Origin of the sequence: Raoultibacter timonensis, from assembly GCF_022845715.1 — a bacterium.
In the GTDB taxonomy this organism is placed as follows: Bacteria; Actinomycetota; Coriobacteriia; order Coriobacteriales; family Eggerthellaceae; genus Raoultibacter; species Raoultibacter timonensis.
In genome coordinates this window covers 2,694,161-2,710,276 of sequence record NZ_AP025564.1, presented here as the reverse complement: position 1 = coordinate 2,710,276, position 16,116 = coordinate 2,694,161, and the positions used below count along the sequence as shown (strand labels likewise).

The 16,116-nt window shown below is 59.3% G+C and carries 11 protein-coding genes; 5 read left to right on the top strand and 6 right to left on the bottom strand.

Going from position 1 to position 16,116, the window contains the following annotated elements; translation table 11 throughout:
* Nucleotides 1-31 precede the first annotated feature (31 nt).
* From MWL89_RS11130 to MWL89_RS11120, 3 genes are all read right to left on the bottom strand, one after another.
* Nucleotides 32-1,576 (bottom strand): hypothetical protein, encoded by a 1,545-nt coding sequence (locus MWL89_RS11130; protein ID WP_244386043.1) that lies wholly within the window; start codon nucleotides 1,574-1,576, stop codon nucleotides 32-34.
* Nucleotides 1,577-1,703: 127 nt separating this feature from the next.
* The gene (locus tag MWL89_RS11125; protein ID WP_244386042.1) at nucleotides 1,704-3,266 is read right to left on the bottom strand and encodes a hypothetical protein; all 1,563 of its coding nucleotides are present in this window, start codon (nucleotides 3,264-3,266) and stop codon (nucleotides 1,704-1,706) included.
* A gap of 42 nt (nucleotides 3,267-3,308) precedes the next feature.
* Nucleotides 3,309-3,713, bottom strand: coding sequence for a hypothetical protein (locus MWL89_RS11120; protein WP_244386041.1), 405 nt, complete (start codon nucleotides 3,711-3,713; stop codon nucleotides 3,309-3,311).
* A 130-nt stretch (nucleotides 3,714-3,843) separates the two neighbouring features.
* Between MWL89_RS11120 and MWL89_RS11115 the strand changes: the two genes are divergently transcribed.
* Nucleotides 3,844-5,475 (top strand): PucR family transcriptional regulator, encoded by a 1,632-nt coding sequence (locus tag MWL89_RS11115; RefSeq protein WP_180994973.1) that lies wholly within the window; start codon nucleotides 3,844-3,846, stop codon nucleotides 5,473-5,475.
* 60 nt (nucleotides 5,476-5,535) lie between these two features.
* Here the strand turns inward: MWL89_RS11115 and MWL89_RS11110 are convergent, their stop codons facing one another.
* The 3 genes from MWL89_RS11110 to MWL89_RS11100 all read right to left on the bottom strand — a co-directional run bounded on the left by MWL89_RS11110 (nucleotide 5,536) and on the right by MWL89_RS11100 (nucleotide 8,701).
* The gene (locus tag MWL89_RS11110; protein WP_244386040.1) at nucleotides 5,536-5,835 is read right to left on the bottom strand and encodes a hypothetical protein; all 300 of its coding nucleotides are present in this window, start codon (nucleotides 5,833-5,835) and stop codon (nucleotides 5,536-5,538) included.
* Nucleotides 5,836-5,916: 81 nt separating this feature from the next.
* Nucleotides 5,917-6,267 carry a 4Fe-4S dicluster domain-containing protein gene (locus MWL89_RS11105; RefSeq protein WP_102377628.1) on the bottom strand — a complete coding sequence of 117 codons (351 nt, stop codon included), beginning with the start codon at nucleotides 6,265-6,267 and terminating at the stop codon, nucleotides 5,917-5,919.
* Between the two features lie 10 nt (nucleotides 6,268-6,277).
* Nucleotides 6,278-8,701: a molybdopterin-dependent oxidoreductase gene (locus MWL89_RS11100; RefSeq protein ID WP_244386039.1), complete on the bottom strand. Its 2,424-nt coding sequence runs from the start codon at nucleotides 8,699-8,701 to the stop codon at nucleotides 6,278-6,280.
* 896 nt (nucleotides 8,702-9,597) lie between these two features.
* On the opposite strand from MWL89_RS11100, the gene MWL89_RS11095 reads away from it, so the two are divergent.
* From MWL89_RS11095 to MWL89_RS11080, 4 genes are all read left to right on the top strand, one after another.
* Complete coding sequence (locus MWL89_RS11095; protein WP_244386038.1) at nucleotides 9,598-11,187, top strand: response regulator transcription factor; 1,590 nt, start codon at nucleotides 9,598-9,600, stop codon at nucleotides 11,185-11,187.
* A 190-nt stretch (nucleotides 11,188-11,377) separates the two neighbouring features.
* Nucleotides 11,378-13,915, top strand: a complete 2,538-nt coding sequence (locus tag MWL89_RS11090; RefSeq protein ID WP_102377631.1) for a molybdopterin-dependent oxidoreductase — start codon at nucleotides 11,378-11,380, stop codon at nucleotides 13,913-13,915.
* Complete coding sequence (locus MWL89_RS11085; protein WP_102377632.1) at nucleotides 13,916-14,254, top strand: 4Fe-4S dicluster domain-containing protein; 339 nt, start codon at nucleotides 13,916-13,918, stop codon at nucleotides 14,252-14,254.
* A 335-nt stretch (nucleotides 14,255-14,589) separates the two neighbouring features.
* Nucleotides 14,590-15,906, top strand: coding sequence for an MFS transporter (locus tag MWL89_RS11080; RefSeq protein ID WP_102377633.1), 1,317 nt, complete (start codon nucleotides 14,590-14,592; stop codon nucleotides 15,904-15,906).
* The last annotated feature ends 210 nt before the right edge of the window (nucleotides 15,907-16,116 follow it).

Sequence of the window (16,116 nt, the reverse complement as noted above, 5' to 3'; positions counted from 1 at the left end):
AGCAGGTTTCGGATCCGCCCGATTCGGGAAGCTAATCGAACACGAGAACTTCGACGCCCATCATCGCGCCGAGCTCGACGAGCTGATCGGCGTAATCGCCGTATACAAGCGGCATATGGCAGCCGAACTCGAGCTGAGCGTGGAACAGGCCGTCGCGATCCTGAACCTTGAAGTAGATCCCCTCGGGGCACCCGTAGCGGTCGTAGCCGGTGCCGCCCACGATTTCGCCTTTGATCACGAGCATCTTGGTCCCTGCGGGGTTGAAGCGCATGAGCGTGACGACTTTGTCTTCGTCTTCGGCAAATTTGTAGCGCAGCGTTGCCCCGAAGCGCTCGTTCGCGGCAAAGGGCCCGATTGCATAGGGGGCGGGATCGGCGTCATAGCCTTCCATGTAGCGGTTCGGCACGGCATGCCAGGTGCAGTAGAGCTGGTTGGGATACTTCTGGATGCAGGGCTGGTCGCTGAACCAGTTCTTCGACACGATTTCGCCGTCTTCGAGCACGACGGGCGTCGTGTTGGACTGGTACGGCGCCTTGTGCGACAGGCAGCTGAGGATGGTGATGGCGTGCAGGGCGTTCATGTCGCCTTCGCAGGCCGACGCGATGCCGCACTCGTTGTTGAGGGAATGCCCGAGGCAGTAGGTGACCTGCTCCTCGTTAATGCGCGTCGTCGCACAGCATTCCTTGCACTGCGCGGTGAAGGCGTTGCACTGGAAGTGCTCCATGAGCTTGCGGGTAAGCACGTTGAAGCGGACGCTCTTGAGGATCTTGTCGCGGTCCATCCAGCACTCTTCGGCTTCGGCCATCAGCTCGTCGGTAACGCGGGCCGCTTCCGCCTCTTCCTCCTCGGTCAGATTGCAGACGGTCCGCAGCGGCAGCGTGTAGTTGCCGGTGCCGTCGCCGGGATGCAGCTGATCCATCATCTCGTGCATGTTGATCGACATGGCCTGTACGCCGAAGTCGGCTTCGACCTCGAAGTCGTCGGTCAGGAACAAGGGGCCTTCATGGCGCACCATCTTGAGCACGCGGGTTTTCTTGAGCGCTTTCATGGTCTTGAAGCAGTGGGCTTTACGTACGACTTCGTTCCAGTCGATGCAGCCGTAAGCGTGGGGGTAGTTGCGGTTTTTGAGTTCGGACAGTTCCGAAAGCGTGATCGCGCCCGAATTCGTGAGGATCATGATGGGCTTCTGATAGCGGCCGGCGATCTCGCGTACCAGACGGGGCATGGGGTTGCCGTACAGGAAGAACACGTCCACGTCGCCGAGGACGGCGTCGATCTTTTTGAAGTGGGCTTCGTCGAAATAGAACTCGTCCGAGCAGGCGATGCACATCGGCTCGAGCGTATTGACGTCAGGGTCGTCGCCGAAGGTCTTCTCGAGTCGTTCGCCGAACGCCTTGAAGCCGATGGCGGTGGCCTTCGTATCGAACTCCTTGGTGAGCTCGTCTTTGTCGCCGAATCGGCAGGGGCCCTCGTAGGCCACCTCGTGGATCAACGAGCCGAAAATAGGAAGGATATTCACCTTCACGTCGATCGGTTTCTCGATGGTTTCCAACGCCTTGGTTACTGCTTTGACCATACTAGTCTCCTTCTCGTCTAGCCACCGGCTTGTGCCGAGTGGATGGGGCCTTGTTTGCGCAACTCGCCGCGGGCATGCGGGGTGCGGCGAGTTGCGTCATGCTTGCGTGAAACCCGAAGCCTTTGGCTTATTCGCACGTGAGCACTTCGAGTCCGAGCATCTTTGCGAGATCGACCGCGTTGTCGTACACGTCGCCGTACACGAGCGGAATGTGGTTGCCGACCTGCAGGGAGCATTCGTAGAATTTCTTCGAATCGGCTACCTCGAAGAACACGCCTTCGGTGCAGTTCTCGTCTTTGTATCCGATGCCGGCGACGATGGTGCCGCGGGCGATGAACAGCTTCTCGCACAGCGGATCGAAGCGGCACATGGTGACGGTTTTTCCGATGTCGCGGTTGAAGTCGTAGCGGATGGTGGCTCCCCAGCGTCCGCCCATAGCGAACGGCCTGATCGCATACGGTGCCTTGTCGGCGTCGAATCCTTCGAGCAGACGGTTCGGGGTAGCGTGGAACGTGTAGGCGATGTTGTTCGCCTGAGCCATCGCGTCTGCCGCATCGGCGTAGGAATCCTTGTTGCGCATAAGCAGGGGAGACACTTCGAGCTCGGGGTCGTTCATCACCTTGCCGATGGAGGTGTTGCCCATATAGGGCGCACTGAACGAGAGGTTCGACAGAAGAACCATCGAGACGAGCGCCGAAAGGTCGTACTCGCATGCCGAGCATACGCCGTTCTCGTTGTTGAGCGAATGGTTGAGGCAGAGCGTGAAGCGGCCTTCGTTCAGGCGCCTTGTTGCGCACATGTCGGGGCAGGGAGCTGCAAACGCATTGCACTCGAGCTTGTTCAGAAGCTTGTTTACGAGGTAATGGGCCTTGACCGAGGGGAAGATGTCCTCGCGCTTCATGTCGCATTCGGCAGCCCCCGCAACGAGGGCGTCGACGATGGCGTGTATCTCCACCTCGTCCTCGTCGTTGATGTTGTCGCACGATCTACCGGGCAGCGTCGGGTTCGTAGTCGGATCGACGTTGTTGGTCTGATCCATGAACTCGTGGAGGTTGTAGTAGCGGAACTGCACGCCGAGCCGTTCGGTAACTTCGTCGTGATGGTAGAACGAATCGAGTGCGGAGAGCGAATTGTTCGAATTGTTCCGGGGAACGCAGAGCACCCTCGTGTTGGCAATTGCCTTGCGTGCACGCAGCACCTTCATGCCTTCGATTGCGTCTTCCCAGCTTGGCCAACCGTAAGCTTCGCATCCGCGCGGCCGCAGCGAAGCGACCATGCCCGAGTCGTTGCAGCATTGCAGAACCGAGGCGAGCGGTTTTTTGTATTTCTGGGCGAACGCGAGCGCGAAATCGATTCCGAAGGGATGGAATTTGATCAGGTACAGGTCGGCTATGTCGGCGTTTTTGCCCATTTCGTCGAGCAGTTCGTCGGTGACGGGAAACGTTTCGTCGCGCTTGATGACGATGGGCTCGAGGATGTTGACGAAGCCGACGCCGCCGAGCTCCTCGTTTACCTCATCGACGAAGCTCTTGTGGATCATGGCGATGCGCATGAGGTCGTACTCTTTGGTGAGCTGCTCGCCCTCGCCAAATCGGCAGGGGCCCTCGAACACGTACTCGTGGTAGATCGAAATCGTCACCGGCTGTACGTTGAGCACGATGTCCTTACCTTTTGTGAAGCTGTGTTTCATCGGCGTTGCTCCTGTTCTCGTCTGCGGGGCGCACATCCCGCGCTATCGGTGCGCTTTCAGCAGCGCCGCTCCGAGCAACGCTGCCAGTTCCCGTACGGTTTCTGCGCAAGCCGCTTCGTCGGGATCGAGGTCGATGCCGAGCCCTTTGCGCAGGGAGATGATGAGGAGAAGATGCTTGGTGGTTGCCGACGAGGAACCGGCGCAATTGACGCCGAGATCGCTCAGCTTTGCCGGATCGCCGGCCTGGTCGAGCGTTTTTCTGATGCTGTATCGGGTGAGGGCGGCTATGTCGTCATTCCAGTACGGATCGTCTTCGAGGAGGTAGCGCAGCCGTATGTAGCGTTGCAACCTGAGGTAGAAGCGTTCGGGATCCGCTTGCGTGCGGAGCTGATCGAGCTCTTCGCGTGCAAGCGCCTCGTTCCTCTTTACATGGGATTTGATGTCCACGATGCCCCCAAGCTATCGTCGATCTTTCTCGTCGCCGTCATTGTATGGAGCTTGCTAAGGGAATAGAATGGTACAAATGCCGAAAATGATGGCGTTATATGTCAAAATAACTGAGGGTTATGAGGTAACAATGTCGGTTACGATGCATATGCTGCTCGAGCATTGGGGAAATCGGGTTGTGAGCGCGCCCCGCATTGCGGATGCCCGTTTTTCCCAGGTTGCCCTTATCACGACCGATGCGGGCGGCCTTGCATCGGAGGACGGCTGGGAAAGCGCCGTAGAGGCGGAAACGATCTACTGCGGATACGAGCGCCAGGCAGCCGATTTTCTGGTGGCTCACCCCGAGGCGTTTGCGCTCGGCATCGGGGACGGATCGACGCTCGCCTCCATCTCTCCGAGTTGCGTTACCAGGTTCGTCATCGTGAAGGACGACCGGCCTTTTTCGGCTGTTTTCGAGGACGCGCGTCGCTTTCTTCTGAAATACGAGCGATGGACCGAACGCATGAGGGCTGTTTTGTTCGAACGCGGAGACTATCAGAGCATCCTCGATTGCGGTGCCGATGTCTTCGAGGACTTCATAACCATTACCGATTCGTCGTTTCGTCTGCTTGCCTACACGAAAGACGTGCCGATCGACGATCCGGTCGTGCTGCGTCTTATCGACGAGGGGTACCACGCGAAGGAGACGGTCGACAAGTTCAAAAGGTATGGAGCCGTTAAGCGCTGGCAGACGCAGGTCGGCATCGTGCGCGTCGAGCAGACGCGTATCGTCGAAAACCCTACGCTGAGCTACGTTTTCCGCATGCACGGAAGCTACTTCGTGCACGTAGTGCTGCAATGCACGAAAAATCCGATCAGCGATGCGCTCGTCGATACGTTTCAGATGCTGATCGACTATCTCGAACTGTACGTGCGCCACGATTGGACCGCTCGCCACCAGTTCGACAAAGATTACGCGGCTTTGCTCTCCGATCTGGTGATGCGGAGACCGCAGAACCGCGATCTATTGGGTAAGCGTCTCGAGCGGGCGCGGATACCCTACGAAGGCGAGTATCGGCTGTGCGTGATGGAGGTCGATCCCGAGGACGACGATGGGCAGCGCGTGCTCGGGTACTACGCCTGGAGGCTCCTTGAGATGGTTCCGCTCGGTAAGGCGAGCATATTCCAGGGACGGCTTCTGCTGCTTGTCGAGGGACGTGCAGTCCGGGGGGATGCGTACGGCGAGGCGCCCGATCCGGGAGACGGGCTCGCGTCGTTCCAGGAAGCGTACGGGGGAGTGTTCGGCGTTTCGGATCCGTTCCATTGCATCGTCGACATCTCCTTCGCGTATCGTCAGGCGCGTTTGGCTATCGAATACGGCCAGCAAGATGCCAAGACGCTGGGCGACTTTTTCTCCATCGAGCCTCCCGAGGTGCCGGTGTATCGGTTCAGGACCTATTTTTCAACCTACGTGTACGAGCACGGGAACCAAGACCCGTCGTTCATCGCGTACTGCGTGCGAAAGAGCGTCGTCGCCGACATCGTCCGTTTTGATTGCGAGCACGGCACCGACGACGCGAGGATCCTCTATACCTATCTGATGTGCGAAAGACGGGCCAACGAAGCGGCACAGCGGCTCCATATGCATCGCAACACGCTCGTCTATCGGATCGATAGACTGCAAGAACGCTTCGCCGTCGATCTTTCATCGGAAGGGGAGCGGGAGGAGATCATGCTGGCGTTTCGCTTGCTGCCGGCCGGTTTGGCGATGAAAGGCGAATAGGCGCCGAGCGGCCTTGCCCGCCTGACGCCTATTCGCCCGAACCGCAGAGCGGCGCGGCGCTTACATGAACACGATGGTGATATCCTTGCGCGCCGGTTCCTGCCCCTTATCGAGGTAGGCTTTGCCGCCGCCGATCTGGGTTCCTTGGGCGTCGTAGGTCAGGCAAACGCCCATGTACGCCTTGGTGTGCTCTTGGCCGTCTTTGGATTTGTCGGCTGCGAGCACGTACTTATTCGCCTTCTCGTCGGCGAGAAACTGCTCTTGGAGATCCTGCTTTGCCGCTTCAAGATCGATCGTTGCGTTCTCTTCGATAAACGCCTGAAACTTCTCTTCTCCCCGGATGACTACATTCACTTCCATAGTATTTCCCCTTATGTCGGTCTGAACGAGAGGATGCCCGCCGACCTTTCGGGTGATCGGCGGGCGAGGGCATTGCATATGCTAGCTTTGCAGCGGGCTGTAAAGCGCCCAGCGGGTTTTGCCGTCCATCTTTTTCGCAAGCTCCTCGATATCGTCGTAGTACATGCACCAAGCTTGGCACGCTTGGACGCACGAGGGGAGCTTGCCTTCGGCCGTGCGCGCCTCGCACAGGTTGCAGGCTTTGGTGATCGTGGGGTTGTACACCCATTCGTACGGGGTATCCGCTTTGATGTCGGTAGCGTATTCGTAGGGGCCGACTTCGGTCAGCTTGATGCCGTATTCGCCTTGCGCGAGGCCGAGCTCGTTGCGGCACGCGACTTCGCAGGAGTGGCAACCGGTGCAGTATTCGTAGTTGATGAGAATGCCTTTCATGGTTCACTCCTTAGTTCATCACGGTAACGACGGGTTCTTCGACCGGCTCGTAGGGCTTGCCCGGCTCGTATTCGGCGAAGTCGCCTTTTTCTGCAATGACTTCGTGGGGCAGCACGTCGCCCTCTTGGCACGGGTAGATTTTGCACAGCATGCTCTTGATCGCCGAGCCGATGCCGCCTTGGCCGGTGCGGAACGCTTCGGTCATGTTGTTGAGGTTCGATTCGTAGGTGCCGTAGAAGTTCGGCTCCGCGCCCTCTTGCTCGGGGAACCACCAGCCGTGTTCTGCATGGACGCGGCCGGGGCGTACCTCGATGGTCTCCTTCACCTTCTGCTTGAACCGTGCGCCTCGGCTGTTCTCGACCCAGATCCACTCGCCGTCACGCACGCCGTATTTCTCGCAGTCGACAGGGTTCACCATGATGAGCGGCCAGGGATGGAACTCGCGCATGGTGGGCAGCTGACGGTGCTCCGAGTGGAAGAACTCGAACGAGCGGCCTCCGCCGGAGAGGATGATCGGATATTCCTTATACGTTTCGGGCGTCGAGAGCGGGCTCTCGGGCGGCTCGATATGATAGGGAAGCGGGTCGACGCCCCAGTGATCGTATCCGAACGACCACAGCTCGATGCGCCCGGTGGGGGTGTTGAAGCCGGGCTGCCCATCGGGGCGCAGCATGCCTTTCTCGTACTTGCGGTACGTGGCGTCCCAATCCCAGTAGGCGGTTCCGTTGCAGCTGTTCTCGCTCGGGTTCTGGACCGTTTCCTCCCAGGTCCTGTCGTACTCGGTGCCGCCCGGAGTGAGCTGATCGGTCAGATACCAGGTGCACCACTCCTTGTCGTCTTTCCACGGCCAGTGCTCGGGTTTGATGCGCTTTCCGAGCTCGAGACATATCTGCTCGTCAGACTTCGCCTCGTAGTAATCGGTCACCTTGACCATCGTGCGAACCGGCGTCCACCACGTACGGCAGGAATTGCGCTCGCAGCTCATGGCGACGGGCAGGACGATGTCGGCAAGCGCTTGGGCGGTCGGGGTCATGAACGGGTCGGCAACCACGATGAAGGGGACTTTCATGAGGGCTGCGCGCGTGCGTGCCGGATCCATCGAAGCGCAGGCAAGCGCGTTGGAGCTTTGAATCCAGAACATCTCGATGGGATAGGGTTCGCCCGTCTCGACGGCCGCGAGGATCGCATCCGAATCGGCGCAGGAGACGATGTTCGATTCGTTGATGCCCGACTTATCGGGAATGAGCTTCTTCGCATACACCTCGGGATCGATGTACTCGTCACCCAGCCCGTAGCGCTTCTCGATGAGGTACGCGCACCGGTACAGCGCATTGCCGCCCGGATTATCGATGTTGCCGGTGATGGCCATGATATCGGCGACCGCCTCGGTTACGCCGAGCGCTGCGATCTGCTGCTCGAAAGCGAGGCCCCACTGGCATGCGCAGCTCGACGAGGTTGCGATGAGCCGTGCGGCACCGCGTATGGCTTCGGGATCGACGTCGCAGATGGGGCTCGCCCATTCGGGCGTCTTGTCGGCAACGCGCTCGGCGAGCAGCTCGAAGCCGTACGTCCAGCAATCGACGAAGTCGTGATCGTAGAGGTCCTCGGTGACGATGACGTTGAGCATGGCCATGGCCACGACGGCGTCGGTCCCGGGCCTGACGGGAAGCCAGTAGGCTGCGCGAGCGCCCCACCAGGTCAGGCGGGGATCAACGGAGATGATCTTCGATCCCATCTGCACGCACTGCACGAGCCAGTGGCCAAGAAATCCGTCGGCGTTCGACTTGATCGGCTCGTTGCCCCATACGAGGATGACGCCCGGCGCCTGCCAGTCCTCGTTCGCGTAGCGGTTGTAATGCGCCTGGGAAGCGTCGACGATGATCATATCGCCGTACTTCGCCGAGGTTCCGATCATACGCGGGAGGTAGCAGGCGAATCCCGTGAATCCGAACGTCGAGACGTTGGGCGTCTCCATGCATGCGGAAGCGAAATAGGGGACTTGCCAGCCGATGTTGCGGCCCGTTCCGTGTACGACGACGATGGACTGGGATCCGTGCTCTTCCTTGATCTTGAGCACTTTCTCGGTGATTTCGTCGTACGCCTCATCCCAGCTGATGCGCTCCCATTTGCCTTCGCCCCGTTCGCCTGCGCGACGCATCGGGTACTTCAGCCGATCGGGATGGTTGACCGCCTCGGGCATATCGAGACAGCGCATGCAGAGCTTTCCGTTGGCGACGGCGTTGAGGGGGTCGCCTTCGACTTTCTCCAGCTTGTTGTCTTTGGTGTACAGCAAAACGCCGCAACCCATATGGCAGCCGGGGGGTGACCAATGCGTCGTGCGCGTTACGGTGAAATCCCCCTCTTGCCACTGCCATTCGCCTTCATGGTAAGCTTTGCGGTCGAGCTTATCCATATACTCCTTGTAGTCGGCCATAGTGCTCCTTCCTGTCGTCTGGCACCATCGGACGATGCCGTGCGTCGCGATGCGTGACGGTTTGATTCTAGGAAGCAAGGGGTTTTGCCCGCATGCCGAACGAAGCCCTATTTCGCCTCCGAGGGCTCGAAAAGCATTAGCAATGACGGCCTATTTCTCGGGAGAAGCACCTGCTGGGCGTATGCGCGCGGGAGCGTCGCGCAAAGGAGGCATCAAAAAAAAGAGACCCGTGGGGGTCTCTTTTCAGACGCGTCGTGCGCGATACGCTATTTCGGGGCTCCGGGAGCTTTGGGAGCGCCGGGTGCACCGGGTGCGCCGGGGGCACCCGGCGCTTTGGGGGCTCCAGGAGCTCCGGGTGCACCCGGAGCTGAGGCAACGGCGGGAAGTTTTTCTCCGCAGGAGGGGCATGATTCGGCATCGGCGGGGCAAGTGGCACCGCACTTCGGACAGTTTCGATCGAGCGAAACCGCAGCAGGTCTAAAACACATACGTGCATCCTTTCTCAATAACGTTCCGTCTCCGGGCGGGCCCGGGTCGTCCACATTATGGACATTGGCGTAACGGGGAAGCATGCACAGAGATGCCCTATATTTGCCGACGGTCTAATACCTGAGGTATTATGGTTCGCTCCTTCGGACCGTTGATTAGGATGTTTTGCCCCTTTGCTTCTCTGATCGGATATCTAAACTTAACCATAGCGAAACGATCGCGCTTGGGGCACCCGGGTACTGCCGAGGTACGGAGGTAGAAACAGCAATACATTACTTTTAGATGAGAGTGTGGGACGCGACGGGAGTTTTTCTTCGCCTTCGGGAAAGGCCGACCAGGGCGATGATCGTATGGGGGTGATACCGTTGGCTGAAAACGGAGTGAAGACGATGGGCGAGGAACGGAGCATGCCGGAGTTTCGTGTCGACCAAGCGCCGTCGAATGACGCGGGCGGCGGATGGATTCTCGTCAATGCGCGCATTCTGGTCGGGCTTATAGGCGCGATAGCGTGCTTTTCGTGGCTGTTCGTCATGCTGGGAACGTCGATATTCATACCTTTCGCGGATCTCGAAGGCGTTGCGACGGGTGCTGCCCACCTTTCGTTCTTGGCCGGATGCTGTACGGCGCTTTTGGCTTGCTGGAAATTTTCGGACTGGTTCTCGGCGCACCGGGTCGCGCAGGTGTGCTGCGCCGCCGTCTTCACCTTCGTCGGCTGCGCGGGTCTCTCGTTTTACGAGCTTGCCGCGTCGTGGTACGGGGCTTTCGGCTTTGCGCTCGGATGCGGTTTCTCGTTGGTGTACACCCTGTACGGCGAGTACATCTGCCTGTTTTTCAAGACCGACGTCAAGCCTTACATCGTCGGCATTTTCGCTGCAAGCGTTCTCATGTGCACGGGCATTCTGTTCGCCGGCCCCGATACGAGCTTCGTATTCGCGATCATCTTCCCAGCGATCGCGATCGTTGCCTACATCGTCGCCATGGCTCTGTTGCGCATCGATAAGGCGGAGGCGGTTAAGGCGAAGGTTTCCGACAAGCGCAGCCAGGTGGTGTGGCGTTCGTATCTTGCGACGGCGACGTCGGGCATGGCCCTCGGGTTCGCGCTCGGGTGCATCCTGTCGACGCAGTCGGCACAGTCGGGCGTATTCGTTTTGATCGAAGTGGCGCTGTTGGTGACGTGCATCGGGTTGCTCATCGATTCGCTGCACAAGAACGTAGCGAACGAAACCGCAACCATGCGGCTGTTCTTGCCTTTTTCCGCAGTGGTCGTGTTTCCCCTCCTGTTCGTGCAGGAAGAGATCCGCTTTGTTTTCGCCGTGCTGCTTTTGTGCGGCGCCATCTTCCCGACCACCTGCTCTCTTTCGGCCATCTGCCGCCATGTGGTGCTGTGCGATCTCTCGGCCATTCGGGCGTTCTCGTTCGGTCGCCTTATCAGCTTCGGCGGAGTTGCCCTCGGCATGGTAATTTCGTTTGCCGGGTTCTCGGAATCGGCGGTCGAGCAGTTCGGTTCTACGGCAACGACGCTCTCGGTCATTCTGTTCATGGCGCTCGTCATCTTCTCGGCATCGTTCGTCATGACCGAGGACAATTATCCCGACAAAAGCAGATTCAAGCAGGCGGAGGCGAAAGCCAACGCGGGCGAAGAGGAGCCGGTGCTCGTCGCAGGCCCCGGCACCCCTATCCGGCGCATCGCGAGCGAACAGGGCGAGCAGAGCGAAGCCGAAGGCGGTGACGAGACGAGGTTGACGCGCCCGGGGATATTCTATCTTAAATGCGAAGCCGTGGCCGAGCGCTACGACCTGTCGAACAGGCAGAAAGAGGTATTGGTCATGCTGGCAAAAGGCCGCAATGCCGAGTACATAACCGAGAAGCTCGTCATCTCGTCGCATACCGCCAAGGCGCATATCTACAACATCTACCAGAAAACCGGCGTTCATTCCCGGCAGGAGCTGATGAACCTTGTCGAGGAAACGGAAGTGGACGTTTCGAACTCCGAATGAAGCGCGCTCGGCTTCCTGCGGGGCGTGCGATTCATCTAACCCTTGGGGGCTTAGCTCGGGATAATTAATCTTTCTCGCCCCATGAAAGCCCATCTCCCATCTTCTATCGTTGCGGAAAAGGCGTTGTTCGCATCCGATTCGCTCGAGCGGACTGCGACTGCGTTCGAAGACGAAAAGGGAAGAGGTGCTTATGCTATTTGATTATCAAGCCTTCTTAGACGGGGTGGACCGCAAGGCTTACCATGAGGGCGAATGGCAGTGGGAGGAAGACGGCTACACCGTTACGCGTACCTATACGTATTCCGCTCCGGGGTGCCACGATTCGTGCGGCGTGCTCATGTACACGAAGGACGGCAAGCTCGAGAAGGTCGAGGGGGATCCGCTCGATCCCTGCGCAAACGGCAGGCTGTGCATGCGCTGCCTGAACCTCGTTGAGGGGGTAAACTACGCCGATAGGCCGAAGTACCCGCTCAGGCGAGCAGGCAAGCGCGGCGAGAACAAATGGGAGCGCATCACGTGGGAAGAGGCTCTCGATGAGATCGCCGACTGGATTCGCGTCAACATCGACGAGGCGGGCTTCGGACGCGAGTCGATTTTCGTGAACCACGGAACCGGCCGCAACATCTCGTCGTGGGTTCCGTTCCTCGGAGGCGCATGCCTCGGTACCCCCAACATCGGAGCCATCGGCTTCTCGGGCTACTCCTGCTATCTGCCCCGCACGTGCGGAACGGCAGCGGGTATCGGAGATTTCCCGATCGTGGATGCATCCGAGGGCCACGAAGACCGCTACGCGAACCCCGAGTGGGAGCGCCCCGACGTCGTCGTGATTTGGGGTTGCGAGCCGTTGCGCTCGAACGCGGATGGATATCTGGGCCACTGGCTCAACGTGTGCATGCAGATGGGCACCGAATTCATCTCGATCGACCCGCAGCTTACCTGGTGGGGTGCTCGCGCCGAATACTGGCTTCCCATCAGGCCTGCCACCGACCTTGCACTAGCGCTTGCGTGGCTGAACGTCATCACGCAGGAGGACCTTGTCGACCATGAGTTCATCGAATACTGGTGCGCCTATTACGACGAGCTCAAGGAACACGTAGCCCAGTACACGCCCGAATGGGCCGCCGAGATATGCGAGGTTCCCGCCGAGGACATCGCTGCGGCCGCCCGCTTCTATGCCAACGCCGAGCGCGGTGCCATCCAGTGGGGTCTTGCGTTCGATACGCAGGTCGACTCCATCCAGCTTTGCCAGACGGTTTCCAACCTCATGAGCGTATGCGGTAACATCGACAAGCCGGGAACCAACATCCTCGTGCGCAACGGGTTCGAGATCAACCCCGGGTATGCGACGGCGCAGCTGTACTGCGATCCCGACACGTTCGCGAAGAAGCTCACGGTCGATCTCGTGCATCCCGGATGCGTCCAGTTCATCGGCATGGCCGACTGCGACGCGGTCAACCGCGCCTTCGAGACCGGCGAGCCGTATCCTATCAAGATGTTCTGGTCGCAGGGGTCCAACGGCATCTCGTGCTCCGCGACGGCGGCCCCCCGCGTTCATAAGATGCTCGAAAACGTCGAGTTCTGCGTCGTGGCCGATCCGTATATGACGCCGACCGCCGTAGCGTACGCCGACATCTTCCTTCCCCTGAAAACCACTGCCGAGCGCGATTCGATGCGCGTGTGGTGGACTCCCTTGCGTGCGATGAAGGCCGTGAGCGAGTGGTACGAAGCGAAGTCGGACGAGGAGCTTATCGTGGCGCTCGGCAACAAGCTCAACCCCGAGCTCTTCCAGAAGCGCTGGCCGACGCTCGATGCGTTGCTCCAGGACTACCTCGACGTGGGTTTCAACATCTACGATCCCGACACCGGAAAGAGCTACAAGAGCGCAGGACGTTCGAAGGCGGGCATGATCGAAGTCGACGACGTTCATACCGACTACTGGAAGAAGCATCACGACGACGGAAACTGCTCGTTCGATGCTCTCGTGCAGAAGGGCGGCTACGAGTACGACGACTTCTGCGCGACCTACCGTAAGTACGAAAAGGGCCTGCTGCGCCCCGACGGGCAGCCCGGGTTCGCCACTCCCTCGGGCCGCATCGAACTCGTACCGTATGCGACGTTCGGCGCTTGGGGCATTCCGCCGCTTGCCGAGCATGTGGAATCGCTTTCGGCCAAAAGGTGGCTTACCGATCCGGAATTCAAGAAAGAGTATCCTTTCATCTGCATCAACGGATCCCGTTCGTACGAGTTCTTCCATTCCGAGAACCGCCAGCAGGCTACGATGCGCGAATTCCATCCCATGCCGCTCGTGAAGGTGTCGACGAAGACGGCCGAAGAGTACGGTCTTTCCGAGGGCGAGTGGATTTGGATCGAGAACACCGAGGGCAGGTGCCGTCAGAAGGTCACCATCGATCCGACGCTCAATCCCCAGTACATCCACGCGGAGCACGGATGGTGGTTCCCCGAGGAGGAGCCGGCGTTCCCCCATCTGTTCGGTACGTTCGAGTGCAACATCAACAACCTCACCGCTTCCTTCGAAACGGGGCAGGGCGGCATCGGCAATCCCCTCAAGAGCATCGTATGCAAGATCTACAAGTGCACCGAGGATGTGGCCGAGCCCACGCCGGGCGAGGTTGTCACGCAATTGGGCGGTTTCCGCAGCGATTACGTAGCCGGGCAGCCCTTTGCATGGACAACCGACAATACGACACGCGAGGGAGGTCGATTCTAAATGAAGGGGATACTCATCAACTACGAGTTCTGCACGGGCTGCCATTCCTGCGAGGTGGCGTGCAAGAAGCATCTTGATTTACCCGCTGGCGAGTTCGGCATCAAGCTCACCGAGACGGGACCGTTCGAGTACGAAGGCAAGACGGGCAAGGACCGCTGGGAGTGGACGTGGCTCCCGGTTATCACGAAAGCGTGCGACATGTGCGCGGATCGCACCGAGAAGGGAAAGCTTCCCATGTGCGTGCAGCACTGCCAGGCGTGGTGCATGTACTACGGCGAAGTGGACGAGCTTGCCAAGAAGATCGACGGGACGTCCCGTTGCGCGCTGTTTACGCGCTAGGCTCCTGATTCTGTGGTTCGAAGCGCGGCGGCCTCGGCTGCCGCGCTTTGTTTTGCTGCGGCAAAATGCCGTAAAACACCAGTTCAGAAGATCACATAATACTTCATTGCTTAGCTTCTGAACCTTATTTTCGGGCGTTTTCATCCAGATAGGAAACCACGCCCCATGCAAAACCCGTCGAATCGGAACAGAATCAGCCCAATTCGATCCCGGGTCGTACGGAACGGTTCCGGTGGCGCGTGCGGAGCGAGTGCGGGAGGTGAGGCGAAGCGGAATCCGGACGGTCAAATCGATCGAGATTCAATCCTGGAGGAATCCTGGGGAAAGGTGAAACAATGACTGAAGAAAAAAAGGGGATGCATCGGGCTTGGCTCGTCTTCATCGGCGTCTGCATGATGATGGCCGGCGGCATGGGCTTGGTGCTCAACGTCATGGGCAACTACTTCGCACCGATGGCGATGGCGTTTGGCTTGGTGAACCCTGAGACGGGCGGACCTGATGTTACACAGGTGACGCTGCTTATGACTGTGTATTCGTACGTCATGCTTGTTTGGCTGCCGTTCTGCGGCCGCTTGTTCGACAAGGTTGACGCACGCATTCTGTTCGGCGCGAGCGGCATCCTCATCGTTGTCGGCCTTCTTTTGATGACGGTGTGGACCGAAGTGTGGCAGATTTACATCTCCGGTGCGCTGTTCGGTTTGGCTGGTCCTGTGATTTTCCTGGTGGGTCCATCGGTTCTCATCAACAACTGGTTCGCTCCGAAGCAGGCTGGCAAGTTCCTCGGCATAGCTTCCGCTTTCACCGGGGTTGGCACCTTCGTGTGGTCGCCTACGTTTGCGGGCATCATTCAGTCGAGCGGGTATAAGACGGGCTTTATGGTTGAAGCGGTCGTGGCTGCCGTCCTGATCCTCATCCCTGCGTTCTTCTTCTTCCGCACGCGTCCCGAAGATGTGGGACTCAAGCCGTACGGCATCGAGAAGGAAGAAACCGTCGGCGGTGAAGAGGCGAAGAAGAGCGGCGTTAGCGGTAAGTTCGCGCTCGGTACGATCGCATTCTGGGCCATCCTCGTCGGCGCGGGTCTGATTTCGCTCGGCGGCGGATACAAGTCGATGATGCCCACGGCTGTGCAGTCGGTCGGTGGTTCCGAGCTTGCCATCCTCGGCGCAACGATGATTTCTGCGGCCGCCGTCGGCAACATCCTGGGCAAGATCACGCTGGGCACTCTGGCCGACAAGATCGGCATCAAAAACGCCATGGTCGGCTTCTCCGTCGTCAGCATGATCGGCTTCTTGCTGATGGTGCTGTTCATGGGCGACAACCAGGTACCCATGCTCATTGCCGGCTTCTGCATCGGTACGGGCGACGCGATGATGTCGGTCGGTCTGCCGCTCGTGACCCGTGCGTGCTACGGCGATCGTCGCTACGGCGAGATCTACTCGTACATGAACATGCCGATCGCCATCCTCGGCGGCATCGGCGCCACGTTCGTTGCCATGGTTGCCGGCATGACGGGCGGCTTCCAGACCGCGTACGGTTGCGGCATCGTGTTCTTCGTCATCATTGCCGCCTGCATGGTTATCGCGTGCACCACGGCGAAGAAGTTCCGCGATAAGTGGACGGTCGAAGGCGAACCCGATAAAACCCGCGCGTAATTGCGGTAAACAGGTAACATTACACCTACTATGCGACGAGTGCCGGTCGCACGGATGGAATCTGAGCGCCCGCGCCGCTGCGATCGGCGGTGCGGGCGCAGCTCAAAGAATTGGTGCCTGCATGCGGTCGGATATGTGCGTGCAGGCTGAATCTAAAAGCCCCGCGATCTATGTAGGACGCGTTTTACGCGTCGCCCGATAGATAGGTGA